This is a genomic window from Ruminococcus sp. AF31-8BH (genome assembly GCF_003460605.1).
In the GTDB taxonomy this organism is placed as follows: Bacteria; Bacillota; Clostridia; order Lachnospirales; family Lachnospiraceae; genus Blautia_A; species Blautia_A acetigignens.
The window spans coordinates 138,413-162,349 of sequence record NZ_QTVN01000005.1; the positions used below are offsets into that span (position 1 = coordinate 138,413).

Sequence of the window (23,937 nt, forward strand, 5' to 3'; positions counted from 1 at the left end):
CAGTAAGAGAGGATGTTTGTGCTAAATGGAAGAAGCATTGATCAAGAGGATTCTTCCTCACAGTATTGAAGCAGAGCAGTCTGTGATCGGTTCCATGATCCTGGACCGTGATGCCATTTTGGTAGCGTCAGAGATTCTGACCAGCGACGATTTTTATCAGAGCCAGTACGGAATTATTTTTGATGCTATGGTGGAGCTGTGCAATGAGGGCAAGCCGGTGGATCTGATCACTCTTCAGAATCGTCTGAAAGAGAAGGATCTTCCGCCGGATATCAGCAGCATGGAATATGTGAGGGATCTGATTTCTGCGGTTCCCACATCTGCCAATGTGAAATATTATGCAAATATCGTCAGCGAGAAAGCTGTTTTAAGACGTCTGATTAAGGTCAATGAGGAAGTGGAGAATTCCTGCTACCTGGAGAAGGACAGCACCCAGATGATTTTAGAGGATGCAGAGAAGAAGCTTTTTAATGTTCTGCAGCGAAAGACCAGCGATGATTTTGTTCCCATTCAGCAGGTTGTGTTAAATGCAGTTAACAACATTGAAAAGGCATCCAAGCTGAAGGGGTCCGTAACTGGTATTCCTACCGGATTTGTGGATCTGGATTACAAGACCTCCGGAATGCATGCCTCTGACCTGGTTCTGATCGCAGCCCGTCCTTCCATGGGAAAAACAGCGTTTGTTCTGAACATTGCCCAGTATATGGCATTTCGCAAGGATGTTACCGTTGCCATATTCAGTCTTGAGATGTCCAAGGAGCAGCTTGTAAACCGTCTCCTTGCCATGGAGTCCCATGTGGATTCCCAGAACATGCGAACCGGTAATCTGAAGGATGAGGACTGGACCAAGCTGGTGGAGGGCGCGGATATTATCGGCCGTTCCAACCTGATCATTGACGATACGCCTGGTATTTCCATTTCCGAGCTCCGGTCCAAGTGCAGGAAATATAAGCTGGAGCACAACCTTGGAATTGTTATGATCGACTATCTTCAGCTGATGACCGGAAGCGGACACTCAGATTCCAGACAGCAGGAGATTTCCGATATTTCCCGTTCCCTTAAGGCTCTGGCACGTGAGATGAGCGTGCCGGTGATCGCCCTGTCCCAGCTTAGCCGAGCAGTGGAACAGCGTCCGGATCACAGGCCTATGCTTTCTGACCTTCGAGAGTCAGGAGCCATCGAGCAGGATGCGGACGTGGTAATGTTCATTTACCGTGATGATTATTACCACAAGGACACAGAGAAGAAGGACATTGCGGAAATCATCATAGCCAAACAGAGAAACGGCCCTATTGGTACCGTGGAGCTTGTATGGCTGCCAAGATACACGCAGTTTGTAAATATGAAAAAATAAGGAAATGCTGTCAGCTGCGGCATTTCCTGGCGAAGGCCGGCAGGTTATGTCGACCTTTTTTTCTTGCAATTAAAGGTGCCTTTGCTATAATAAAAGCAGTGAATTTCATGCTGCTGTGAACAACAGTAATCTCATAAGGAGGGGTAGTATGGAGAAATGCTATACCGTGGCAGAGACTGTGAAGATGACAGGGGTAAAATCCTATGTGCTACGTTACTGGGAGGACGAGCTGGATCTGCATATCGGCAGAAATGAGCTGGGACACCGCTACTACACCGGAGAGGATATTCAGCTGTTTTTGAATATTAAGGAACTGAAGAATCGGGGGCTGCAGCTAAGAGCCATACACGACCTGCTTCCCAAAATCGCAAGAAGAGACATGTCAGAGCCGAAGGGTGAGGCAGAAGCGTCCGGAATTCAGCTCTTGGAGTCCGCTTTGCCGGACAAAAACAAAAAGCAGGATGAAGAAATGTTTAAAGAAGAACTGCGGGAGAGCGTAAAGGAAACGGAAGAAGATACGAAAATCCTGGAATTCCAGGAAATCATGGAGCGTCTGATCACCCAGGAACTTCACGCCAAAAAAGAAGGGGAGGACAGGTGGCGTTCGCTGGATGAAACCATCCGAAGACAGCAGTCTGCCAGAAAGGAAGCCGCCGCAGCCCTGGATAAACGTGGGAAAAAGAAAAGCAAAGCGCATAAATAAAAAAAGGGAGCTCCCATTATGGAAGCTCCCTTCGCTATCATTGTCCGGAAAATCAACCCTCGCTGATAGCGCCCATTGGACAGGCGTCAGCACAAGTTCCGCACTCTACGCATGTATCAGCGTCGATTACGAAATGCTCATCTCCCTGAGAAATAGCTCCTGCTGGACATTCGCTTTCGCATGTTCCACAGCTTACACACTCATCAGAAATTACATATGCCATTGTGATATCCTCCTTTAATCTCTTTAGTTCCCTCTCGGGATATAACCACATTCTAATATATCTGGCATAAGATATCAAGTACAAAATTATAAACAAAGTTTTAGAATTGTGATGGTTGCGTAAATGAACATTTGGTATTATAATGGTGGAGCGTGGGAGAAACTGATTATGGAACAGTTAATTAACACCACGGTTTAATTCAAAAAGGAGGAAACAGATCATGGCACAGGTGACAAAAGATATGCTGATTGGTCAGCTTCTTCAGTTAGATCCGAATATGGCTGGTATTCTTATGGCATCCGGAATGGGATGTGTAGGATGCCCATCCGCTCAGATGGAATCTCTGGAGGAGGCTGCTATGGTACACGGAATCGATGCTGACGTATTAATCCAGCAGCTGAACGATTATCTTGCAGGCCGCTAGAGCGTGTTTGAAAAAGGCTTTCTGTAAGATGTGCGTCACAATTTGTGGGAGATTTTGTCCGGATGAGGGCGCCGTAGCGGGCTACGGCAACCGAATTCGGGCAAAATCTCCCGCAAAGTGGGGCGTGCAGATTGCGGGAATGATTTTTCAAACACGCTTTAGTATATAGTACCGTAGTTCGGTTATATACTAAGTGATAAATAAAAGGGACTGGCGCGAAATGCCAGTCCTTTTTATTTATCAGATTTGGGCGAGCTGCTGCAGTGCCTTGCGCAGGATCAGTTCTCCATGTTCTTTTAAGTGTGCTTCTCCGGCAGGAGTAAAAGCATGCCCGCTGCCATATTCAGAGAGAATATTGCAGACCTTGTTGAACTCCTCCGCAGTGCAGGAAGACTGATGTACGATCAGCTGGTAAAGTGCGTTCTCATCCTTATAAAGGGTATTCACGCCCTTATAGAAGCCGTCCAGCCCATGGGCTGCCGCAATCACATCATCTAATGTACGGAAGCTGTAAAGCCTTACAAGATTAACGGAAATCTTCGCGGCATCATCCTCATTTTCAGAAGTTCCAGAAGATGAGGCAGCCTGGTCGTTCTTTGCGCTGGCGTTCTTCTGCTTTTCAGAGGAATCCTCGCTGGAGATGGCTTTCTTTGTCTCTTCATAAAGCTTCTGGAAAATATCAATGATATTGTCAGCCCCGTCAAAGTGAAGGGCATCCGGTTTGGATTTCTTATATGGTGAAAACTTGGAAAAACGGGTGTCAAGCTCCTCAGGATCCTCAACCTTGGTGATGATCAGGACTACGCTTTCCCCGCTTATCGGGATTGCTTCTATCATCAGCGGGATGTTATCTGCTTCAAAGCCGAACTGGATCTGGGCCTGCTGCATCATTTCCCGGAAAAGCTTCTTGGCCTTGTCCGTGCCGTAGGCAAGCTCACTGATACGGATCTGGTGACTGTCCAGATCTTCTTTCGTAAGAGTGCAGCGGATCTGGGTATCGCTGATCTTTTCAATTTTCATATGATCACATCCTGTTCTTTGTGGTATCAAATATCATTATGTCTTGATTTCTCATTGTATAATATATGTTTCAAAAGTGCAATAGGAAAAAAACAGGTAATTTCCTCTGTAATTATTAAATTTTTCAAAACAGTCCGGGAAAAAAGAATAAACTCATAAAAAGCTCTTGCATAATGGCTGGGGAATCCGTATAATGAGGGACAAGAAAAAAGACCGGACTGGGGTTCACAACGGATAAGCAGGACAGCTAACCACAGTTTCGTATTAAGTATTAACACAGACATCTAGTTTTTTCTAAAAACAGCGTCGATTTATCAGGCAGCATATCTGCTGCAGACGATGTTTCCATTCCCAGAAGATGAAAGGAAGCCTTAGTCTCTCTCTTTTTTCTGCACCATGATTCAGGTGTTTTCTGGATCCATCAAGGAAGAAAGGAGGATAGGACACGAAGCGTATATCACGATCAGGAAAGGAAAAATCCTGCAGATTGCTGGAGGAAGAACTTGCCGGATATGAGAAGTTGGGTGTTTCCCTTTATCTGGAAGGTGAGCCAAGTAACTCCACAGCCATTGCAAAAGCCTGTCAGATTGCAGATGGCGGAGGATATATGCGGGATTACACGGAAGATGAGAAAGGGCATATTGCCCGTGTGGACTTCGATTTTGTAATCGATGAGCCATGATGGGATGCCGCCTGGGGCGGCATATCCGTTTTGTAAGCCATAGGCTTTACTCCTTAAAGCCGGGACCCTTTCGGAACTGCAGTTTCCCCCTACTCATGCTTTTCACTGAAAGGGTTTCCGGCAAAAATAAACAGGTAATAAATAATGTAAACAAATTGTAAAAAGTCGAATTTTGCGATACAATTCCACGAAAGTATGCTATAATGAAAAATAACTTTGGGCCAATTCCCATTGAAAAAGACTTATACCGAGAGGATAATATTTATATGAGGCGAAGAAGAAGGCGAAGAATAAATCCTGTAATCATAGTCGGTCTGCTGATTGCTGCGGTTGCAGTGATCGGAATCGTCACAACCCTGATCATGCGGCGCATTCCAACGAAGAAACAGATGGATTTGACAGAATATTACGGACAGACAGGTGAATCTGAGGCTGTGATCATTATTGGCACACAGATCCTGGAAGAGAAGGCAGCCATGTCCGGTGAACAGCCGTACCTTCCGGTTGATGTGGTAGACAGCTATCTGAACCAGCGCTATTACTGGGATGAAGAAGGACAGCAGATTCTTTATGCTACTCCGTCAGAACTGGTATCTGTACCTGCATCTTCGGAAGCAGGCGGTGACGTATGGCTGAAGGATGGAACTGCTTATCTCAGCCTTGATTTTGTGAAAAGATATACAGACCTTGATACCTATGTGTACCAGCAGCCTAACCGTGTAGCCATCCAGAAGGATTTTTCCGGCATTTCAGTGGTAACTGCAAATAAGGATACGTATGTGCGCTACAGAGGCGGAATCAAGGCGGAAGTCCTGAGCAAGATTAACAAAGGCGATAATCTTCTGTTTATGGAAGAACTGGAAAACTGGGTTCAGGTTGCCACCTGGGATGGCTATATCGGTTACGTGGAGAAGAAGAGCGTAAGCGACGTGCAGACTGTGACTATGGACCGTACATTTGCAGGGGAGGATTACACCTACCTGACCATGGATCAGCCTGTGAATCTGGTATGGCATCAGGTTATGTCCACAGATGCCAATGCAGGACTTTCCGATTCTATCCAGAATATGACAGGGGTGAATGTGATCTCACCTACCTGGTTCTATGTGTCAGACAACAGCGGCAATATCATTAATAATGCCACGATCGATTATGTCAGCACAGCACACGACAGAGGCCTGAAGGTTTGGGGACTGGTAGATAACTTTACTCAGGATATCAGTACTTATGAGGTTCTTTCCAAGACCAGCTCCAGACAGAATCTGATCACACAGCTGGTGAATGCAGCGGTTGGTGCCGGCATCGACGGAATCAACGTTGACTTTGAGCAGCTTAGCGAGGATGTGGGAATCCATTTCCTGGAATTCCTTCGTGAGCTTTCCATAGAATGCCACAAGAATAACCTGGTTCTGTCAGTGGACAATCCGGTACCGGAGGATTTCACCAGCCATTACGACAGGGCAGAGCAGGGCCGCGTGGTGGATTATGTAATTATAATGGGATATGATGAGCATTATGTAGGTTCTGAAGAAGCTGGTTCCGTAGCATCCCTTCCATGGGTGGAGAAAGGAATCCAGGATACCATCGCAGAGGTTCCGGCAGAACGTGTGATCAATGCAGTTCCATTCTACACAAGACTGTGGAAAACAGAGGCAGGTACCTTATCCAGTGAGGCAATCGGCATGGATACTGCCCAGGAAGTGGTAAGCACCAACAATGCCCAGGTATACTGGGACAGCGATGTAAGCCAGAATTACGGAAGCTTCGAGAAGGACGGCTGCACTTACCAGATCTGGATCGAGGATGCCCAGTCTATCGCAGCCAAGGTACAGCTGGTGCAGACCTACAATCTTGCAGGCGTCGCAGCATGGAAGCTTGGATTTGAGAACAGCGGCATCTGGCAGGTAATTACAGACAATCTGTCAGGAAGTACTGCCCAGTAAGACTTATGTAACTGTGAAGGCAAGGAATGGTTACAGTTTTATACACCAATGATAAAAACACTCTCTGAGACATATACTGAATCATGTATGTGCCAGGGGGTGTTTTGTGTTGAAAAAGCATGCAATGGAACTGATCATGGGCTGTCTTCTGCTCTTATGCTTTTACTGTCTTTCCAGGGAAGCTGCAGCGGTGTCAGCCAGAATGAGTCAGAAGAAGGTGATTGTGGTGGACTGCGGCCATGGAGGAATTGATCCGGGAATGATCGGGATCGATGGGCTTAAGGAGAAGGAATTCAATCTTGCCATAGGAATGAAATTAAAAAAGGCTCTGGAGGATTACGGCTATCAGGTGGTGATGACCAGGGAAACAGATACCGGACTTTACGATGAGGATTCCCAGAACAAGAAAGCCCAGGACATGCAAAAGCGAATTCTCCTCATACAAAAGGTGGATCCGGTACTGACGGTGAGCATTCACCAGAACAGCTATGAGGATCCGGCTGTAAAGGGTCCGCAGGTATTCTATTACCGGGATTCTGCACAGGGGGAAGCGCTGGCGAAGAAAATCCAGGAGAAGCTGAACGAGAATCTTGAGGTGGAGCGCCCGCGGGAAATCAAGGGAAATACCACCTATTATCTCTTAAAGAGAAGTCCGGGAGTCCTGAATATTGTAGAGTGTGGTTTTCTTACCAATCCGGAGGAGGCAGCCAGCCTTTCCTCAGAGGAATATCAGGAGAAGGTGGCCCAGGCGATCGCAGACGGAGTGAAAGAATACATAGAAGAAACGCTTTAACCTCCCAGGCATGAATAATACACTTTTCAGAATCCATGGATTCTGCTATACTGGAAAAAAATAAGTGAGGAAATACCATGTTAGGATGTGTTTATCTGATTCTGGCACTGCTTCTTGGACGTGAGATTGCCGGAAATCTTCTGTCATGTCAAAAAATAAAAGAAAAAGGAGTTACGCCTTTCTGGGTGCTGTTCTCAGCAGCCTATGGATGCGGCGTGCTGCTTCTGACCTGGGCTGTTTACATAGCGGCATGGTTGCTTAGCGTGTATGGAGGCTCTAATACGCCGCTGTTTGGAGCGAACCTGATCGTTATGACAGCTGCGGCCGTTTTTCTGGCTTACCTTGGTTACAGAAGGAGGGAAGCTTTAAAGGACTGTAAGAAGAAGCTGCAGGCCATGCTGCCGCCGTGGAAGGAAATTTTGTTTTTTGTGCTGCTTCTTGGAGCAATTACCTGGATTATGTATTATGTATTTCATATAAGTGACGGCGTCCTGTATTCCGGCTTTTCTGTGTTTGGGGATTATGCGCCCCACACTGCCATGATGAGGTCCTTTTCCCTGGAAAATAATTTTCCTACCCAGTATCCCCATTTTGGCGGACAGGATGTGAAATATCACTTTATGTTTCAGTTCCTGTCCGGAAACCTGGAGTATCTGGGAATGCCCATTGACCTTGCATACAACAGTGTGAGTATTCTGTCACTGTGGTGCTTTTTCATGATGCTGTATTCCCTGGCCAAAAGGTTTTGGGGCAAAATGAGCGCTGGGGTTCTGGCTGTATGCTTCATGGTTTTCAGAAGCGGAACTGCCTTTTTCCAGTTTGCTTATGAGCATATACAGGCTGGAGACCTTCTTGAGACCCTTTCGTCTAATTCCAGTTTTATTGGCTATACAGCCAATGAAAACTGGGGACTGTGGAATTTTAATGTGTATCTGAATCAGAGGCATCTGGCATTCGGGCTTCTGATCGTGGCGCTGGCGCTGTGGGTTTTCCTGGAATGGCTGGAGGCAGGATGCACGCATGAGGAGAAGGAGCTCCTCTGGCTGAAGAACCGTATTTCTTCCAAAGAAGCCTGGAAATGCCGGAAGCCGGAGACGGCGCTTCTGATGGGAATGCTTCTTGGGCTGTGTGCGTTCTGGAATGGAGCGGCAGTGATTGCAGGGCTTCTGATCCTGATGGGATTTGCTGCTTTTTCTGACGGAAAGCTGGATTATGTGATCCTGGCTTTGGTGACGGTAATGTTTTCAGAAATCCAGTCCAAGATGTTTGTGTGGGGAAACGTGGTTTCTCCGTCTTTGTATCTGGGATTTCTGGCGGAGGATAAATCCGCTTTTGGTGTGGCTGCCTATTTGTTTGAAATCAGCGGCATTGTTTTCCTGGGTGTTGTGGTACTGCTGTTTTTTATGAAAAGGATGGAAAGGGCAGCAGCGGTAAGCTTTCTTTTTCCGGCTGCTTTTGCATTTTTCGTTTCCCTGACGCCGGATGTGAATGTAAATCACAAATATATTATGATTTCCTACGCCTTTCTCACGGTTTTCTGGGCTGGAGCGGTATGCCGGATGTTCCGGAAAAAGTGGCCCTTCAGGGTACTTGGGGTGATTCTTGCCCTTAGCCTTACGGTTACAGGAATTTATGATTTTGTGGTAATATTAAAGGACAACGATTCCTCCCACCGCGTAGGAGTGAAGCTTCAGAGCAATCTGACTGCGTGGCTGGATGAGAATCTTAGGAAGGATGATCTGCTTCTTACGCCGGAATACAGCATGAATGAGGTGACCATGGCCGGGGTAATGCTGTATATGGGATGGCCTTATTATGCATGGTCAGCAGGGTACGATACCTATTACCGTGCAGAAAAGGGAGCTTTGATGTACACCACTGCAGACCCGCAGGTACTGAAGGATACAGCAGAAGCAGAACAGATTACATATATCCTTTATGAGGATGGAATGACATATGAGGAAAAGGAATGCAGGGAAGATGTGATCGCAGAGACTTATCCTCTGGTTTATCAGTCAGATGATGGGAGAATCAGAATTTATGGAACAGAGCAATGAGAAAAAAAGAAAGATACAACTGATCGTCAAAATTCTGCTGGCAGCAGCGGCGCTTGGAGCATCTGCCTTTCTTCTGAAGGGAGATGTGTGGACCTTCTGGACCTGGTGGCTTCTGGCTGCTGTGATGGGCTTTGCTGCTATGCCTGTGACTGGCAGGCTGTTCTGGCGCTTTGAGGACAAGGGCTGGATTTTTTCCAAGGTTCTGGCTGTGGCAGCTGCGGGATTTATCACATGGTTCCTGGTTTCCATTAAGCTGGTGCCTTTTACCGGGATCACCTGTGCGGCTGTGACTGTGATATGCGCAGTTCTTTGTTTTTTACTTCTGAAAAAGGAATCAAAAGAGAAGATTGAGTGTTTTCCAGTAGAGAAGATTTCTCTTGTATACTGGGAAGAACTGATCTTTTTCCTTGCCTTTCTTTTGTGGACTTATGTGGCTGGATTCCACCCTGCCGCATATGGCACAGAGAAGTTTATGGATTATGGATTTATGGAAGCCATGATGAGAAGCACAGTTCTTCCGGCAAGAGATCTGTGGTATTCAGAAGGGCACATTAATTATTATTATGGCGGCCAGTACTTTGCCGTTTTTCTTACCAAGCTTTCCCATACGAAGGTGGAGCTTACCTATAACCTGATGCGTACTTTTGTGGCTGGACTTGCCTTTGCCATGCCTTTTTCCCTGGTTTACCAGATGACGGTGGATCGCATGAAGGGACAGCCAAAGGGGGAGAAAATCAAGAAGCGTCTTCCGTTTATTGCCGGATTTACCGCAGGTACGGCTGTCTCTATTGCGGGAAACATGCATTACGTGATCTATGCACAGATCATTCCCTGGATCCAGAAGCTGACCGGACAGGAAGTGAGCAGTTACTGGTTCCCGGATGCGACCCGTTATATTGGATACAATCCATACAGGGAGGAAGACCGGACCATTCACGAATTTCCCTGTTACTCCTTTGTTCTTGGGGATCTTCACGCCCATGTGGTGAACATTATATTTGTACTTCTTGTAATTGCCCTTCTCTATGTGTGGTTAAGGGGCGTGCGCAAGAAAACCGTATCCGCAGAGGTTTCCATGAAGGATGGAAGCTTCTGGAAGAAGCAGCTTCTGATGCCTCATCTTCTGGTGATCAGTGTGCTTCTTGGAATGTTCCAGTGGACAAACTTCTGGGATTTTGTGATCTATTATGTGGTGATCCTTGGAACTGTGCTTTTTGCCAATATTATCCGGTTCCAGGGCAAGATTAAGAAGATTCTGGCAGTGACTCTTGCGCAGATGGCGGAGATTTATCTCATCGGCTATCTGGTAATCCTGCCCTTTACTCTGCAGTTTGATACCATGATCGACGGTGTGGGAATTGCCAAATATCATTCCTATTTCTATCAGCTGATGGTGCTGTGGGGACTTCCGGCAGTGCTGACCATCACCTTTGTTGTGTCAATGCTCTGGGAAAAGCTGCGCAAAATGGAACACAAAAGCCTGTACCGTCTTATGAAGGCCATGCGCACGGCAGACCTGTTTGCCATTATCATGGGACTTTGCGCCATGGGACTGGTGATGATTCCGGAACTGGTATATGTGCGTGATATTTATGAGAATGGAAACGCAAGAGCCAACACCATGTTTAAGCTGACTTATCAGGCGTATATTCTTTTCGGGCTGACTATGGGATACGGAATTTACCGCCTTCTTGTGGTTACAAGGCAGAAAATATTTAAAGTTATCGCAGGAATCTGCCTGTTTTTCCTGGTATGGACAGTGGGATATTTCGGAAAAAGCGTGAATTCCTGGTTTGGAAATGTGCTGGATCCATCTGGCTATAAGGGACTTTATGCCCTTGGATATCTGGAGACGGATTTCCCGGAGGATGTATCTGCAATTACATGGCTGAAGGAAAATATCGAGGGTGCCCCGGTGGTGCTTGAGGCAAACGGGGACAGCTACACTGGATTTGAACGTGTGTCTGCATCCACTGGTCTTCCCACCATTCTTGGCTGGTATGTTCATGAGTGGCTGTGGAGAAATGACACGGAAGACCTGAATGTGAAGAGCACAGATATTCGGAATATTTATACTTCAGAGAGCGAAGAACAGGTGAGAACCCTTCTGAAGCAATATGATGTTTCCTATATTTTTGTAGGCTCCAAGGAACGGGAGAAATACGAGGATGCACTGAATAATGCACTGCTTCAGAGCCTTGGCGACATTGTATTTATAGATGAGGATTCGGGAACCTACATTGTGAAGGTGGATTGACACCGGTAAAGAACTGGTGTTATAGTAATGAGGACTGGCAGCTGTGCAGAGCCTTTTGGGGAGTACACTCTGGCATCATGCAGCTGCCAATATTGAAAAATACAAGCTGCAGCCTGCTGCAGCGAAAAGAAAGCTGGATGGAAATGAAAGCAGAAATAGTAGCCATGACGGCAGAGGCCATTGATAAAGAAGCCATTGCCAGAGGCGGAGAAATATTAAAAAGGGGAGGCCTGGTGGCTTTCCCAACAGAGACAGTTTACGGTCTTGGAGGAAATGCCCTGGATCCTATGGCCTCCAAAAAGATTTATGCGGCCAAGGGACGTCCTTCTGACAATCCTCTGATCGTGCATATTGCAGAGATGGAAGCACTTGCTCCCATTGTAAAAAGCGTCCCGGAGAAGGCGAAGATTCTGGCCAAAAAGTTCTGGCCAGGTCCCCTTACCATGATTTTTGAGAAGTCTGATCTGGTTCCCCTTGAGACAACAGGCGGGCTGGAAAGCGTTGCAGTGCGTTTCCCAAGTGATCCCATTGCAGCAGCTTTGATCCTTGCATCCAGCGGATATGTGGCAGCACCAAGCGCCAATACTTCCGGGCGTCCAAGCCCTACTACGGCACAGCATGTGGAGGAAGATCTAGGGGATGCCATTGATATGATCATTGACGGCGGTCCGGTTGGAATCGGCCTGGAATCTACTATTGTGGATTTTACAGAGGAGGTTCCAGTGGTGCTTCGTCCCGGATATATTTCCCTGGAAATGCTCCAGGAGGTTCTTGGAGATGTGCGCATGGACAAGGGGCTGATAAAGCCTGACAGCAACATCCGTCCTAAGGCTCCAGGCATGAAGTACAGGCACTATGCGCCTAAGGCAGATCTTGCTATTGTGGAAGGCCCCACAGAAGAAGTGATCAAAGCCATCAATCAGTTTGTAAAAGAAGATGCTGCCAACGGTCTTCAGTCAGGAATCATTGCCACAGAGGAAACCATTTCCCAGTATCCGGATGGAATTGTGAAATGCATTGGAAGCAGAGCGGCAGAGGAAACCATTGCCCACAATCTGTATGAGGTTTTAAGGGAATTTGACCAGTGTCAGGTAAGTAAGATTTATTCAGAGGCTTTTTATACACCCAAAATGGGACAGGCAATTATGAACCGACTGTTAAAAGCAGCCGGCCATAAAATAATAAACGTAGGGGGAAGTAACCAATGAGAGTTGCATTAGGAAGTGACCACGGCGGATTTGAGCTGAAACAGGAGATCATCAAATATTTAGAGGAAAAACAGATTGCGTACAAGGACTATGGCTGCCACAGCACCGAGTCTACGGATTACCCGATTTATGCCAAGAAGGTTGCACACGGCATTCTGGATGGCGAGTGTGATCTTGGAATTCTGGTATGCGGAACCGGAATCGGCATTTCCATTACAGCCAACAAGATCAAGGGAATTCGTGCCGCTGTATGTACAGACTGCTTTACCGCAGAGGCAACAAGACTTCACAATGATGCCAACATCCTTGCACTTGGAGGACGTGTGGTAGGTCCTGGACTGGCTGTTAAGATTGTGGATACATTTTTGAATACTCCGTTTTCCGGAGATGAGAGACATATCCGCAGAATCGCACAGATCGAGACCGAGTAGGAAGGAGAGCTTCTATGGAAAATACAAACCGCAAGCAGATGGATCCAAGAGCCGCCTACGCAGCTACCCACAAAAGAGAGGGGTATCTGACCTGGGATGAATATTTCATGGGTGTTGCCATGCTTTCCGGCATGCGCTCCAAGGACCCCAATTCACAGGTAGGGGCATGTATTGTCAGCGAGGACAATAAGATCCTGTCCATGGGATACAACGGATTTCCAAAGGGATGCTCCGATGATGCCTTTCCGTGGGCGAGAGAGGGCGAGCCTCTGGACACCAAGTATCTGTATGTTACCCATAGTGAGCTGAATGCCATATTAAATTACCGGGGCGGCAGCCTTGAAGGAGCCAAGATGTATGTGACTCTTTTCCCGTGCAATGAATGTGCCAAGGCAATCATCCAGGCGGGAATCAAGACCCTGGTCTATGACTGCGACAAATATGCAAGCACCCCATCCGTTCTGGCCTCCAAAAGAATGCTGGATGCCGCAGGCGTACGCTATTACCAGTACACAAGGACCGGACGGAAAATTACATTGAATGTATAGAAAAAAGTTAGGTATCTGCCATATTGACTTGTTCATCTTGTGTCAATATAGCAGATGCTTAATTTTTACTGTGCTGGCTATTGTTCACAACCTGCCCAGTAACAGGAATAAAACGTCTTTTTCAAATTCCGTACTTGACACCTGGAACTATTTCGCATAAAATATACAGGAGTTGTAGCTGTTTGGCATCTTTGATCATGTTTGCCGGATGGCTGCCAGGAATTTTATTTAAATAATGAAAAAGCAATGAAGAGAATAGTACATGAGGAGCAATCTCAGAGAGAAATCCGGCTTCTGGAACATGTCTTTTGCAGAAATGATTTTGCAGATACGGCTCCAGGACAATGGTGTGAGGATTTTGTGCGTGAATCATGGAACCGGCCTCCAAGCTCCGTGCAATTGAAGTACGGCGTATGTCCCACGTTACCGGGACGCTTAAGTGGGCAGCAGGAAATGCGCATGCGGAATTATGGCGTAGATCTGTTGCTAATCAGGGTGGTACCGCCGAAGCCTTTCGGTCCCTTATACAGGGATGAAGGGGCTTTTTTTATGTAAAAAAGTAACTGTTCGCAGCGGCGCAGCTGTGAAGGTACTGAACAGTTTTTAGAAAAGGAGAAAGAATCATGGCAAAAGAGAAGAAAATGGTAGAAGCCATCACTTCCATGGATGTGGATTTTGCACAGTGGTATACAGACGTTGTAAAAAAAGCTGAGCTTTGCGGCTATACCAGTGTAAAAGGCTGTATGGCAATCAAACCTGCAGGATATGCAATCTGGGAGAACATCCAGAAAGAGCTTGACCGCAGATTTAAAGAGACAGGCGTAGAGAATGTATATATGCCAATGTTTATTCCAGAGTCCCTTCTGGACAAAGAGAAAGATCACGTAGAAGGATTTGCACCGGAAGTTGCATGGGTTACCCATGGCGGACTTGACCAACTTCAGGAGCGTCTTTGCGTACGTCCTACTTCCGAGACCTTGTTCTGCGATTTCTATCAGAAAGAGATCCAGTCCCACAGAGACCTTCCGAAGGTATACAACCAGTGGTGTTCTGTTGTTCGCTGGGAGAAAACAACCCGTCCGTTCTTACGTTCCCGTGAGTTCTTATGGCAGGAAGGCCACACCGCACATGCAACAGCAGAGGAAGCCAAAGAGCGTACCATCCAGATGCTGAACCTGTATGCGGACTTCTGTGAGGAAGTACTTGCAATCCCGGTTATCAAAGGCCAGAAGACAGACAAAGAGAAATTCGCAGGTGCAGAGGCAACCTACACCATCGAGTCCCTGATGCATGACGGAAAAGCACTTCAGTCCGGAACCAGCCACAACTTCGGCGATGGATTTGCAAGAGCATTCGGAATCCAGTACACAGACAAGAACAATCAGCTTCAGTATGTGCACCAGACCTCATGGGGAATGACTACCCGTATGATCGGTGCCCTAATCATGGTTCACGGTGACAACAGCGGACTCGTACTTCCGCCAAGAATCGCTCCGGTTCAGGCAGTTGTGATCCCGATCCAGCAGAGAAAAGAAGGCGTTCTTGAGAAAGCTGAGGAGCTTACCCAGATCCTTAAGGCAGCTGGAATCCGCGTGAAGACAGATGCTACAGACAAGAGCCCGGGATTCAAATTCGCAGAGCAGGAAATGCGCGGTATTCCAGTAAGAATCGAGTGCGGTCCGAAGGATATCGAGAACGGACAGGCTGTTATCTGCCGAAGAGATACTAGAGAGAAATACGTAGTGAAATTCGAAGAGCTTGCAGCAAAGGTACAGGAAGTTCTGGATACTATGCAGAAGGAAATGCTGGAAAGAGCAAGAGCTCACAGAGATGCCCATACCTATGTGGCAACAAACTACGAAGAATTCAAGGAAACCATCAACAACAAGCCTGGATTTGTGAAGGCTATGTGGTGCGGCAACCGCGAATGCGAAGACAAGATCAAAGAGGATGTTCAGGCAACCTCCAGATGCATGCCTTTCCAGCAGGAGCATTTAAGCGACGTGTGCGTATGCTGCGGAAAGCCTGCTAAGAAAATGGTTTACTGGGGACGTGCTTATTAATTCACAAAAAGTTCTGGAAAGTGCCTGTGCAGATATACAGACACTGGAAAGTATTGGGGCAAAATATTTTGCCCCAATTTTTGTGAAGAAGGAAAAATGTGTCTGGAATTATGATTTATCAGATGAGGCAGGTGATTACTATGAAATTTGAAATTCCATCAAAAGTTGAGACTATCATCCATACACTGGAGGCAGCAGGCTTTGAGGCCTATGCAGTTGGCGGCTGCGTCAGGGACGCGCTGCTTGGAAGGACGCCCAATGACTGGGATATCACCACCTCAGCCACACCGGAGCAGGTCAAGGCCTTATTTCACAGAACAGTGGACACCGGAATCGCCCACGGCACTGTGACGGTACTGCTGGATAAGGACGGCTTCGAGGTAACCACCTACCGTGTGGACGGAGAATATGAGGATGGCCGCCACCCAAAAGAGGTGACCTTTACCGCAAGCCTTGAGGAGGATTTAAAGCGCCGGGATTTTACCATCAATGCAATGGCCTATAATCCGAAGAAAGGCCTTGTGGATCTGTTTGGAGGCCAGGAGGACCTGGAGAAAAAAGTGATCCGCTGCGTGGGGGATCCCCTGGAGCGTTTTACAGAGGATGCTCTGCGAATCATGCGTGCAGTCCGTTTTTCTGCCCAGCTCGGCTTTTCCCTGGAGGAAAATACAAGAAAAGGGCTGGCAGTTCTGGCTCCGAATCTGAAGCATGTGAGCGCGGAACGAATCCAGGTGGAGCTGGTGAAGCTTCTTGTTTCTCCACATCCGGATTACCTGCGGATTGCCTATGAAGCTGGTGTTACCAGGGAATTTCTCCCGGAATTTGACCGCTGTATGGAGACACCTCAGAATACGCCTTACCATTGCTATAACGTAGGAGAGCACATTCTTCACAGCCTTTTGTACGTAAAGGAGGATAAGGTGCTGCGCCTGACCATGCTTCTTCACGACATTGCCAAGCCTGACGTGAGGACAACAGATGAAAATGGCAGAGACCATTTCAAAACCCACGCAGTGCTTGGGGAAAAGATGGCGAAGAAAATTCTCCGCCGCCTGAAGTTCGACAACGATACCATTGCAAAGGTAAGCTGTCTGGTACGCTGGCATGACCTGCGTCCTGCACCGGTTCCTGCGGATGTGAGAAAAGCTATGAATATCATTGGCGAGGATCTTTTCCTTATGTGGATGGAAGTCCAGTATGCGGATAATAAGGCCAAAAGTGATTACAAAGGCCAGGAAAAGGCAGCCCGCCAGGCAGGTGTGAGAAAGACCTGGGAAGAAATTGTAGAAAAAGGCCAGTGCGTATCCTTAAAAGGGCTTGCAGTCACCGGAAGCGACCTGATCGCCGCCGGCATGAAGCCTGGAAAAGAAATGGGCGAGGTGCTTCATAAACTTTTGGAACAGGTTCTGGAGGATCCGGATCTGAATGAGAAAGAAACTCTTCTGAAGCTGGCTTTTTCCAACCGGAATCGCTAAAGCCTGTCCGCCAGATGCCCCGTAGCTTTTGGCACCTGGCCCCACTGCATTTTAGAATATCGAATCCCTCCCCCTCATAAGATAGAAGGTATCTGATGTACTATGAAAGTCCCAGACGGCAGCCAAGAATGAGCCATGCTTTGCATGAGCGAATTCTTGGATATCGGATGGGCTAGACCGTATGAGTAAGTAGGGCGATAGCCCGGATTACGAATGCGGTCGGCAGCTGTGGGAGCGCCCATAGGCGCGGAACAGCTGACTTTCATATATGGTGATGTCGCCGGCAGGCGACATGTCCGATTTGTGAGCAACGGGGGGATTTTTATTGTATGATTATGGTCTTAGCACCCTGACGCAATACGGGATCACAGCCCAGTCTGCGTCTCGGACCCGCGGTGCACTTGTATGCCGCACAGACCAGGGACTTCTGATCCTGAAACAATTTCACGGCTCGGAAAAAAAACTGCAGTTTCAGCAGGAGCTGCTTCAAAAGCTTGCCAAAGAGGGCTGCCAGGTGGATACCTTCCTGGAGAACCAGACCGGTTCTCTGATCACCAAAGATAAGGACAACATTCCCTATACCATTCAGAACTGGTTTGAAGGCAGGGAATGCGACACCAAATCCCGGGAAGACATTTTCAGAAGCGTGCAGATGCTTGCAAAGCTACATAAATCCATGAAAATGCCGGTGGAGGAAGCCTACGTGGAGCGCTCCTTAGAGGAGGAATACCAGAAGCACAACTGTGAGATCCGCAAAATCCGCAAGTTTATCCGCAAAAAAGGAGCCAGTGCCTTATTCGAAAAGGAATTCTTAGGAAGCGTCCAGTGGTTTCTGGAAAAAGGGGAAAAGGCGCTGAATCTTCTGCAGCAGTCTGACTATGCTGCCCTTCGGGAAGAAGCACTGAAAGAGGGCTGCGTCTGCCATGGAGAGTACAACCAGCACAACGTTTTTTTCAGAAGAGATGGAACAGCCGCCGCCAACTTCGGACATTTCTGCTTTGATATCCAGATCAGCGACCTGTACTGCTTCATGCGGAAAATTCTGGAAAAATACAGTTGGGATGTGATCCTTGCCCGCCAGATGCTGGAAAAATACCACCAGATCCATCCAATTTCCAGAGCCCAGTGGCAGAACCTGATGATTCGCTTTACCTACCCAGAAAAGTACTGGAAACTGGCAAATTACTACTTTTCCCATAATAAAGCGTGGATTTCCGGGAAGAATACAGAGAAGCTGACCAAGGTAATTGCCCAGAAGGAAATATGGGGAGATTTCCCCGAAAAATGCTTTGGAAAGTACCCTTTCTGATGCAAAAACCTTGACAATACAGGGCAAAAGGTATATATATAGATAGAAGAATTATTAGAGGAGGAAACACCATGAATAAGACTGAATTAGTAGCAGCTATGGCGAAAGAAACTAATCTGTCCAAAAAGGACGTTGAAGCTGTTTTAAAATCATTCATCGACGTTGTATCTGAAGAACTGAAAAAAGGTGAGAAAGTTCAGTTAGTTGGCTTTGGTACATTCGAAGTCAGCGAGAGAGCTGCCAGAGAGGGAAGAAATCCTCAGACTGGTGAGACCATGAAGATTGAAGCTTCCAAGGCTCCGAAATTCAAAGCTGGAAAAGCTTTAAAGGATATGGTAAACGCATAATAGCGGAGGCTTTTGCCAGGGGGAACTTTTTCGGTTCCCTCTTTTTTTGTCCCTGCGTGACAAAGAACATGTGAACGGGTCGTATAAGAAACAGGAGTAAATTATGAGATTAGATAAATTTTTGAAAGTATCCCGCCTGATCAAGAGACGGACAGTGGCCAATGAGGCCTGCGATGCAGGAAGAGTGCTGGTAAATGACAAGCCGGCCAAGGCTTCCGTGCAGGTGAAGACCGGCGATACCATCGAAATCCAGTTTGGAAGCCGCAATGTGAAGGTGGAAGTGCTGGATGTGAAGGAAACGGTAAAGAAAGAAGAAGTGGAGAATCTTTACCGTTATATTTAAAAGGCTCGCCGGGGGTAAGGCATATTTTCCCCAGGAAGCACATAGATTATCATTGAACCCACATATTCGGGAGAGAGGGATTTGGAAGAGAAATCAGTAAATACATCCCACAGGCTGACGCTGGATAACAGGAAGGAAGCATTTGTCACAGGGGTGAAGGACGTGGTATCTTTCGATGAGAAAGAAATCCTCCTTCAGACTGCTGACGGAAGGCTGCAGATTCGGGGCAGCCAGCTTCATGTAAAAGGACTGAACCTGGAAAAAGGAGAAGCTGCTCTTGCCGGACATGTGGATTCTCTTGTCTATTTATCAAAAGATTCTGTGCGAAAAGAAGAACCTCTGCTTAAAAGGATGTTCCGCTAAAGGATGAGCACCTATATTCAGTATGAGATCTGGCTTTTTTTGCAGTCCTTTGTGCTGGGAGCCGGACTTCTTTTATTCTACCGTCTGATCCGCGTCATAAGGCGGCTTTTTTCCCGCAGTTCGGCGTCTTCAGGGCTTTTTGACATTCTGTACTGGCTGGTCCTGACCATGCTTGTTTTTGCTAGAATCTATCAGACCAACCAGGGCATTCTCCGGAATTTTCTGTTTTTCGGGCTGTTGTCCGGTGCCTTTTTTACATATCTGACCTTAGCATCAGCATTCGAGCTGATCTGTTACAAAATCCTGGAAATACCTGTCAGATTTATGAAAAAATTTTCAAAAAAGCTTTCAAACAGGTTGCTATTTTGGGGGAAAAGTTGTAAAATTTTGGCTAGACAATCTGCAAATCGGTACAAAAATAGTACCAGAAATCCCTTGCAGACGAAGAAAGGCAGGAAAGTTGGGAAAATCAGGGAAAAAACAAAGAAAAAAGACAATAGGGTATAATCAGCTTGGAATGTTTGGGATTTCTCTGATCGTTCTGGTACTGCTTCTGTCTCTTATGGTGCAGAGCCGTGACCTTAAGGAATCTCTCGCCGGATATGAGACCAGGGCTGAGGCGCTGTCCCAGCAGCTGGAGGAAGAGCAGGCCCGCACGGAGGAGATCAAGGAACTGAAGGAATACATGCAGACGGATGAATATGCAGAGCAGGCTGCCAGAGAGAAGTTAGGCCTTGTGAAGGACAATGAGATTATTTTCCAGGAGGCGAACTGATCCGCTGCCGCATAAGAGAAGGAACGAAGGATAGGATTTTCTGACGAAAACTTTTTGAAAGTGTTCGTCTGTGTTTGACATATATTTTCATACCGCTCCCCTATAATAGGCATAAGGCTGTACAGGGGGAGGGGAGAATATGCAGGAATGGATGATTGCCATGCTCGTGATCAGTGTGCTGCTGGTGCTGCGGGACATGGCAAAAACTTTTTTCCGGGGAAGAAGTTTCAGGAAGGCAGAGCAGCCTGAGCAGGAGAAAAATCCCCAGAAGGAGAAGGTAGAGCGGTATGCGGCGTCCTTTCGGAAGCTTGCAGACAGCTTTTACGGACTTCCCTACAGGAAGGATTACTTAAGCAGCGGGCAGGTGGATTCCATTATCCGGGAAGCCTGTGAGAATGTGTGCAGTCACTGCTATCAGCGGGAAATCTGCTGGGGCAGCCAGTCACAGGAAATGTACCGGGGGACGGAACGGATGCTCCGCTCCATGGAAGCGGGAGATCCCCAGGACATACAGGAGAAAAAGAGCGACTGGATGAGCGTATGCAGCCGCTTTGTACAGTATTATGAAGCTTTAAAGGAAGGCTTCCAAAGGGAAAGGCAGCGGCTGATCTGGGACAACCGGATGATCGAGAGCCGCCTTGCTGTGGCACAGCAGCTGCAGGAAATGTCCAGGATCATGGACATGGTGGCAGATGATTTGTACGACATTTCCCTGGCTGAGCCCTCCCTGATGCTGGATCTGCAGAAGCTTCTTCGGAAGCGCCACATTGTGGTAAAGCAGGTCTGGGTTATGGATAAGGTGGAAGGAAGAAGACAGATCTTTCTGACCATGCGGGCAAGGAGCGGACAATGTATTTCCGTCAATGAGGTGGCTCAGCTTTTGTCCAGGGAATTCGGTACGCCAATGGCGGCAGCCAGGGGAGGCAGACGGATCGTGAACGGGGAATTTCACACCGTTCATTTTGTGGAGGACGTAAGCTACCAGGTGCTTTACGGAGTGGCCAAGCTGACCAAGGAGCAGGAGAATGTTTCCGGAGACAATTATATTTGCCGGCAGGAAGAAGCCGGGCGGTTTGTCATGTGCCTTTCGGATGGCATGGGCTCTGGGGTGGAGGCCAGCAGAGAGAGCGAGAAAGTGGTAGAACTGCTGGAACAGTTTCTGGAATCCGGCTTTTCCCAGGAGACTGCTGCGAAAATGGTAAATTCTGCTCTTGTGATGAAGGGACAGGACGGCATGTTTTCTACAGTAGATATCTGTGCAGTGGATCTGTACACCGGAATCTGCAATTTCCTGAAGGCAGGTGCCTGCGCCACCTTTATCAAAAGGGATCACTGGGTGGAAGCCATCTCTTCTGAGAGTCTGGCAGCAGGGCTGATGCAGCAGGTGGATTTCGAGACCTCCTCAAGGAAGCTGTATCACGGGGATTATCTGATCATGATGACAGATGGCGTGCTGGATGCGCTGCCGCCGGAGCGGGAGGAAGAGACCATGAAGGAGATCATTATGGACATCCACGAGGAGACGCCAAGGGAGATGAGCAGGAGTATTCTGGAGAGGGTGCTTGGGTACAGCGATTACTGCGCAAGAGATGACATGACCGTTCTGGTAGCGGGAATGTGGAAGAAGTAAGAAGCATAAAGGAAAGTCAGGTACATCATGTATCATAAAGTAAAGTCTTATATTGAAGAACATCATATGATAAACCACGGGGATGTGGTTCTGGCAGGTGTGTCCGGCGGCGGAGATTCCATGGCAATGCTGGACATGTTAAGAAAGTACAGCCAGGAAGTTCCTTTTTCCCTGTGCGCGGTACACGTACATCATGGAATCCGCGGGGAGGAGGCAGACCGGGATGAAGCTCTTGTGCAGGACACCTGCCGCAGCTGGGGAATTCCTTTTTTGTCCTATCATTATCCAGTTCTGGAGCTTTCAAAGAAATGGAAGATGGGAACCGAAGAGACAGGGAGAAAAGTAAGACAGGAAGCTTTTGCCCGGGCGAAACAGGACTTTAGGGAATTGCAGGGAGAAGCTGTTTCCAGGAAGCTGGAAGACGGCGCAAATCCTCTGGAATACCGTATTGCCCTTGCCCACAATGAGAACGATGCGGCGGAGACTCTCATTCACAATCTCTGCCGGGGAACCGGGCTGAAAGGGCTGGCGGGGATTTTGCCGGTAAGAGATGGCATTATCCGCCCTGTTTTGTGTTTAAACAAGCAGGAAATTGTCAATTATTTAATGGAAGAGCATATACCTTATATTACAGACAGTACCAACCTGACAGAGGAATACACCCGGAACCGTATCCGTCACAGGATTCTTCCCCTTCTGGAAAATGAGATCAACCAGGGAAGCATCCGCCATATGGCAGAGACGGCCCAGCTGGCGGCGCAGGCTGAGGAATACTTATCCCGCCAGGGCGCTCTTCTGGTGGAAAAATACGGACAGAAGCGGGAGAACGGGATGCTTCTTTCGGAAGAATTCTGGCAAAAAGAGCCTGTTGTGTCTTCCTATGGCGTGTTAGGGGTGTTTGAGCAGCTGGCAGGCAGGCGAAAGGATTTTACAGCCGTTCATATAAAAAGTACTGCCGGGCTTCTGGCGCTTCAGGTGGGAAGGCAGATCAGCCTGCCCTACGGCCTGAAGGCCCAGCGCACCTACGGCGGCATTTTCATTGGAAAGATGGAAAGCAGGCAGTTGGAAACAACGGAAATGCAGGAGCTTTTGATCCCGGGGAGAACTTTTTTCAGGGAAAATCCATTTTTTACCCAAATAATTTTAAATCAGGGCCAGAAGATTGAAGAAAAAGCATATACGAAATGGCTGGATTATGATAGAATAAAACAGGAATTGTCCATCCGAACCCGCAGGCCGGGGGATTTTCTGATCGTGGATGAGGCGGGAAGCCATAAGAAGCTGAACCGCTATTTCATAGATGAGAAGATTCCATCAGAAGAAAGAGATAAGATTCCCCTTCTGGTGGCCGGATCTGAGGTTTTGTGGGTGGTGGGAGGCAGAATTAACGAGAACTATAAGATTACTCCCAGAACCAGGAGAATATTGGAAATACAATACCAAGGAGGAAAAGATAATCATGAGTGAGAAAATTAGGGTTTTACTGGATGAGGAAACAGTAGAAAAACGTATCTGCGAGGTTGCTGCCCAGATCAGCGAAGCGTACAAGGGCAAAGAAATTCACATGATCTGTGTTCTTAAGGGCGGTGTATTTTTCATGTGCGAGCTGGCTAAGAGAATCACAGTACCGGTAACTCTTGATTTCATGTCTGTTTCCAGCTACGGAGACGACACCAAATCAAGCGGAGTTGTCAAGATCGTCAAGGATCTGGATCAGCCTCTTGAGGATAAAGAAGTTCTGGTTGTAGAGGATATTATTGATTCCGGAAGAACCTTAAGCTATCTGCTGGATGTTCTGAAGAGACGTAACCCCAACAGCGTGAAGCTCTGTACCCTGCTTGACAAGCCGGACCGCAGAGTGGTTGAGGGCGTTGATGTGGATTACTGCTGCTTCAATATTCCGGATGAGTTTGTTGTGGGCTATGGTCTTGACTATGCCCAGAAATACAGAAATCTGCCATACATCGGTGTGGTAGAGTTCGAATGAAA

Annotated in this window: 25 protein-coding genes and 1 pseudogene; 23 read left to right on the top strand and 3 right to left on the bottom strand. The window is 47.5% G+C overall.

The features are described 5' to 3' along the window. Window positions 1–25 precede the first annotated feature (25 nt). Entirely contained in the window at window positions 26–1,354 is a 1,329-nt protein-coding gene (dnaB, locus tag DWZ38_RS08055) for a replicative DNA helicase (protein WP_021926806.1), read from the top strand. A 148-nt stretch (window positions 1,355–1,502) separates the two neighbouring features. Continuing rightward, window positions 1,503–2,057 (top strand): MerR family transcriptional regulator, encoded by a 555-nt coding sequence (locus DWZ38_RS08060; RefSeq protein ID WP_021926805.1) that lies wholly within the window; start codon window positions 1,503–1,505, stop codon window positions 2,055–2,057. 52 nt (window positions 2,058–2,109) lie between these two features. Here DWZ38_RS08060 and DWZ38_RS08065 read toward each other — a convergent pair whose 3' ends face one another. After that, window positions 2,110–2,280 carry a 4Fe-4S binding protein gene (locus DWZ38_RS08065; RefSeq protein ID WP_021926804.1) on the bottom strand — a complete coding sequence of 57 codons (171 nt, stop codon included), beginning with the start codon at window positions 2,278–2,280 and terminating at the stop codon, window positions 2,110–2,112. A 220-nt stretch (window positions 2,281–2,500) separates the two neighbouring features. On the opposite strand from DWZ38_RS08065, the gene DWZ38_RS08070 reads away from it, so the two are divergent. Beyond that, window positions 2,501–2,704 (top strand): DUF1858 domain-containing protein, encoded by a 204-nt coding sequence (locus tag DWZ38_RS08070; RefSeq protein ID WP_117851487.1) that lies wholly within the window; start codon window positions 2,501–2,503, stop codon window positions 2,702–2,704. Here DWZ38_RS08070 and DWZ38_RS23400 read toward each other — a convergent pair. After that, window positions 2,637–2,795, bottom strand: a pseudogene (locus tag DWZ38_RS23400) (DUF6783 domain-containing protein); the annotation flags it as partial. The gene DWZ38_RS08070 and the pseudogene DWZ38_RS23400 sit on opposite strands and share 68 nt — an antisense overlap. On the opposite strand from DWZ38_RS23400, the gene DWZ38_RS23405 reads away from it, so the two are divergent. Further along, window positions 2,733–2,873, top strand: coding sequence for a DUF6783 domain-containing protein (locus DWZ38_RS23405; RefSeq protein WP_317259451.1), 141 nt, complete (start codon window positions 2,733–2,735; stop codon window positions 2,871–2,873). The pseudogene DWZ38_RS23400 and the gene DWZ38_RS23405 sit on opposite strands and share 63 nt — an antisense overlap. Before the next feature lie 71 nt (window positions 2,874–2,944). Here the strand turns inward: DWZ38_RS23405 and DWZ38_RS08080 are convergent, their stop codons facing one another. Further along, complete coding sequence (locus tag DWZ38_RS08080; protein ID WP_021924523.1) at window positions 2,945–3,724, bottom strand: adaptor protein MecA; 780 nt, start codon at window positions 3,722–3,724, stop codon at window positions 2,945–2,947. Between the two features lie 487 nt (window positions 3,725–4,211). Between DWZ38_RS08080 and DWZ38_RS08085 the strand changes: the two genes are divergently transcribed. From DWZ38_RS08085 to hpt, 19 genes are all read left to right on the top strand, one after another. Continuing rightward, window positions 4,212–4,406: a hypothetical protein gene (locus tag DWZ38_RS08085; protein ID WP_021924524.1), complete on the top strand. Its 195-nt coding sequence runs from the start codon at window positions 4,212–4,214 to the stop codon at window positions 4,404–4,406. Window positions 4,407–4,672: 266 nt separating this feature from the next. After that, window positions 4,673–6,349, top strand: coding sequence for a glycosyl hydrolase family 18 protein (locus DWZ38_RS08090; RefSeq protein WP_117851494.1), 1,677 nt, complete (start codon window positions 4,673–4,675; stop codon window positions 6,347–6,349). Window positions 6,350–6,455: 106 nt separating this feature from the next. Continuing rightward, the gene (locus DWZ38_RS08095; RefSeq protein WP_021924526.1) at window positions 6,456–7,142 is read left to right on the top strand and encodes an N-acetylmuramoyl-L-alanine amidase; all 687 of its coding nucleotides are present in this window, start codon (window positions 6,456–6,458) and stop codon (window positions 7,140–7,142) included. A 77-nt stretch (window positions 7,143–7,219) separates the two neighbouring features. Beyond that, window positions 7,220–9,199 carry a hypothetical protein gene (locus DWZ38_RS08100; RefSeq protein ID WP_117851496.1) on the top strand — a complete coding sequence of 660 codons (1,980 nt, stop codon included), beginning with the start codon at window positions 7,220–7,222 and terminating at the stop codon, window positions 9,197–9,199. After that, a complete protein-coding gene (locus tag DWZ38_RS08105; RefSeq protein WP_243000200.1) occupies window positions 9,183–11,456 on the top strand; it encodes a DUF2298 domain-containing protein in 2,274 nt (757 codons plus the stop codon). Before DWZ38_RS08100 ends, DWZ38_RS08105 begins: the two co-directional genes overlap by 17 nt. 143 nt (window positions 11,457–11,599) lie before the next feature. Then, window positions 11,600–12,664 carry an L-threonylcarbamoyladenylate synthase gene (locus tag DWZ38_RS08110; RefSeq protein ID WP_021924529.1) on the top strand — a complete coding sequence of 355 codons (1,065 nt, stop codon included), beginning with the start codon at window positions 11,600–11,602 and terminating at the stop codon, window positions 12,662–12,664. Next, window positions 12,661–13,095 carry a ribose 5-phosphate isomerase B gene (gene rpiB / locus DWZ38_RS08115; protein ID WP_021924530.1) on the top strand — a complete coding sequence of 145 codons (435 nt, stop codon included), beginning with the start codon at window positions 12,661–12,663 and terminating at the stop codon, window positions 13,093–13,095. The genes DWZ38_RS08110 and rpiB overlap by 4 nt, the downstream gene beginning before the upstream one ends. A 14-nt stretch (window positions 13,096–13,109) precedes the next feature. Further along, entirely contained in the window at window positions 13,110–13,643 is a 534-nt protein-coding gene (locus DWZ38_RS08120; RefSeq protein WP_330385686.1) for a dCMP deaminase family protein, read from the top strand. A 623-nt stretch (window positions 13,644–14,266) separates the two neighbouring features. Beyond that, a complete protein-coding gene (gene proS / locus DWZ38_RS08130; RefSeq protein ID WP_021924533.1) occupies window positions 14,267–15,706 on the top strand; it encodes a proline--tRNA ligase in 1,440 nt (479 codons plus the stop codon). Further along, window positions 15,696–15,857 (top strand): hypothetical protein, encoded by a 162-nt coding sequence (locus DWZ38_RS22470; RefSeq protein ID WP_195587510.1) that lies wholly within the window; start codon window positions 15,696–15,698, stop codon window positions 15,855–15,857. The genes proS and DWZ38_RS22470 overlap by 11 nt, the downstream gene beginning before the upstream one ends. Then, the gene (locus tag DWZ38_RS08135; RefSeq protein WP_117851501.1) at window positions 15,847–17,181 is read left to right on the top strand and encodes a CCA tRNA nucleotidyltransferase; all 1,335 of its coding nucleotides are present in this window, start codon (window positions 15,847–15,849) and stop codon (window positions 17,179–17,181) included. Before DWZ38_RS22470 ends, DWZ38_RS08135 begins: the two co-directional genes overlap by 11 nt. A gap of 325 nt (window positions 17,182–17,506) precedes the next feature. Then, window positions 17,507–18,490 carry a CotS family spore coat protein gene (locus DWZ38_RS08140; RefSeq protein ID WP_021925032.1) on the top strand — a complete coding sequence of 328 codons (984 nt, stop codon included), beginning with the start codon at window positions 17,507–17,509 and terminating at the stop codon, window positions 18,488–18,490. Between the two features lie 71 nt (window positions 18,491–18,561). Continuing rightward, the gene (locus DWZ38_RS08145; protein ID WP_117851504.1) at window positions 18,562–18,837 is read left to right on the top strand and encodes an HU family DNA-binding protein; all 276 of its coding nucleotides are present in this window, start codon (window positions 18,562–18,564) and stop codon (window positions 18,835–18,837) included. Window positions 18,838–18,940: 103 nt separating this feature from the next. Next, window positions 18,941–19,180 (top strand): RNA-binding S4 domain-containing protein, encoded by a 240-nt coding sequence (locus DWZ38_RS08150; RefSeq protein WP_021926449.1) that lies wholly within the window; start codon window positions 18,941–18,943, stop codon window positions 19,178–19,180. Between the two features lie 81 nt (window positions 19,181–19,261). Continuing rightward, window positions 19,262–19,543 carry a sporulation protein YabP gene (gene yabP, locus DWZ38_RS08155; RefSeq protein WP_021926450.1) on the top strand — a complete coding sequence of 94 codons (282 nt, stop codon included), beginning with the start codon at window positions 19,262–19,264 and terminating at the stop codon, window positions 19,541–19,543. 460 nt (window positions 19,544–20,003) lie between these two features. After that, window positions 20,004–20,318 (top strand): septum formation initiator family protein, encoded by a 315-nt coding sequence (locus DWZ38_RS08165; RefSeq protein ID WP_243000201.1) that lies wholly within the window; start codon window positions 20,004–20,006, stop codon window positions 20,316–20,318. A gap of 139 nt (window positions 20,319–20,457) precedes the next feature. Next, window positions 20,458–21,948, top strand: coding sequence for a SpoIIE family protein phosphatase (locus DWZ38_RS08170; RefSeq protein WP_117851509.1), 1,491 nt, complete (start codon window positions 20,458–20,460; stop codon window positions 21,946–21,948). A 27-nt stretch (window positions 21,949–21,975) separates the two neighbouring features. Next, window positions 21,976–23,415: a tRNA lysidine(34) synthetase TilS gene (tilS, locus tag DWZ38_RS08175; RefSeq protein WP_117851511.1), complete on the top strand. Its 1,440-nt coding sequence runs from the start codon at window positions 21,976–21,978 to the stop codon at window positions 23,413–23,415. After that, complete coding sequence (gene hpt / locus DWZ38_RS08180; protein WP_021926454.1) at window positions 23,408–23,935, top strand: hypoxanthine phosphoribosyltransferase; 528 nt, start codon at window positions 23,408–23,410, stop codon at window positions 23,933–23,935. Before tilS ends, hpt begins: the two co-directional genes overlap by 8 nt. Window positions 23,936–23,937 lie beyond the last annotated feature (2 nt).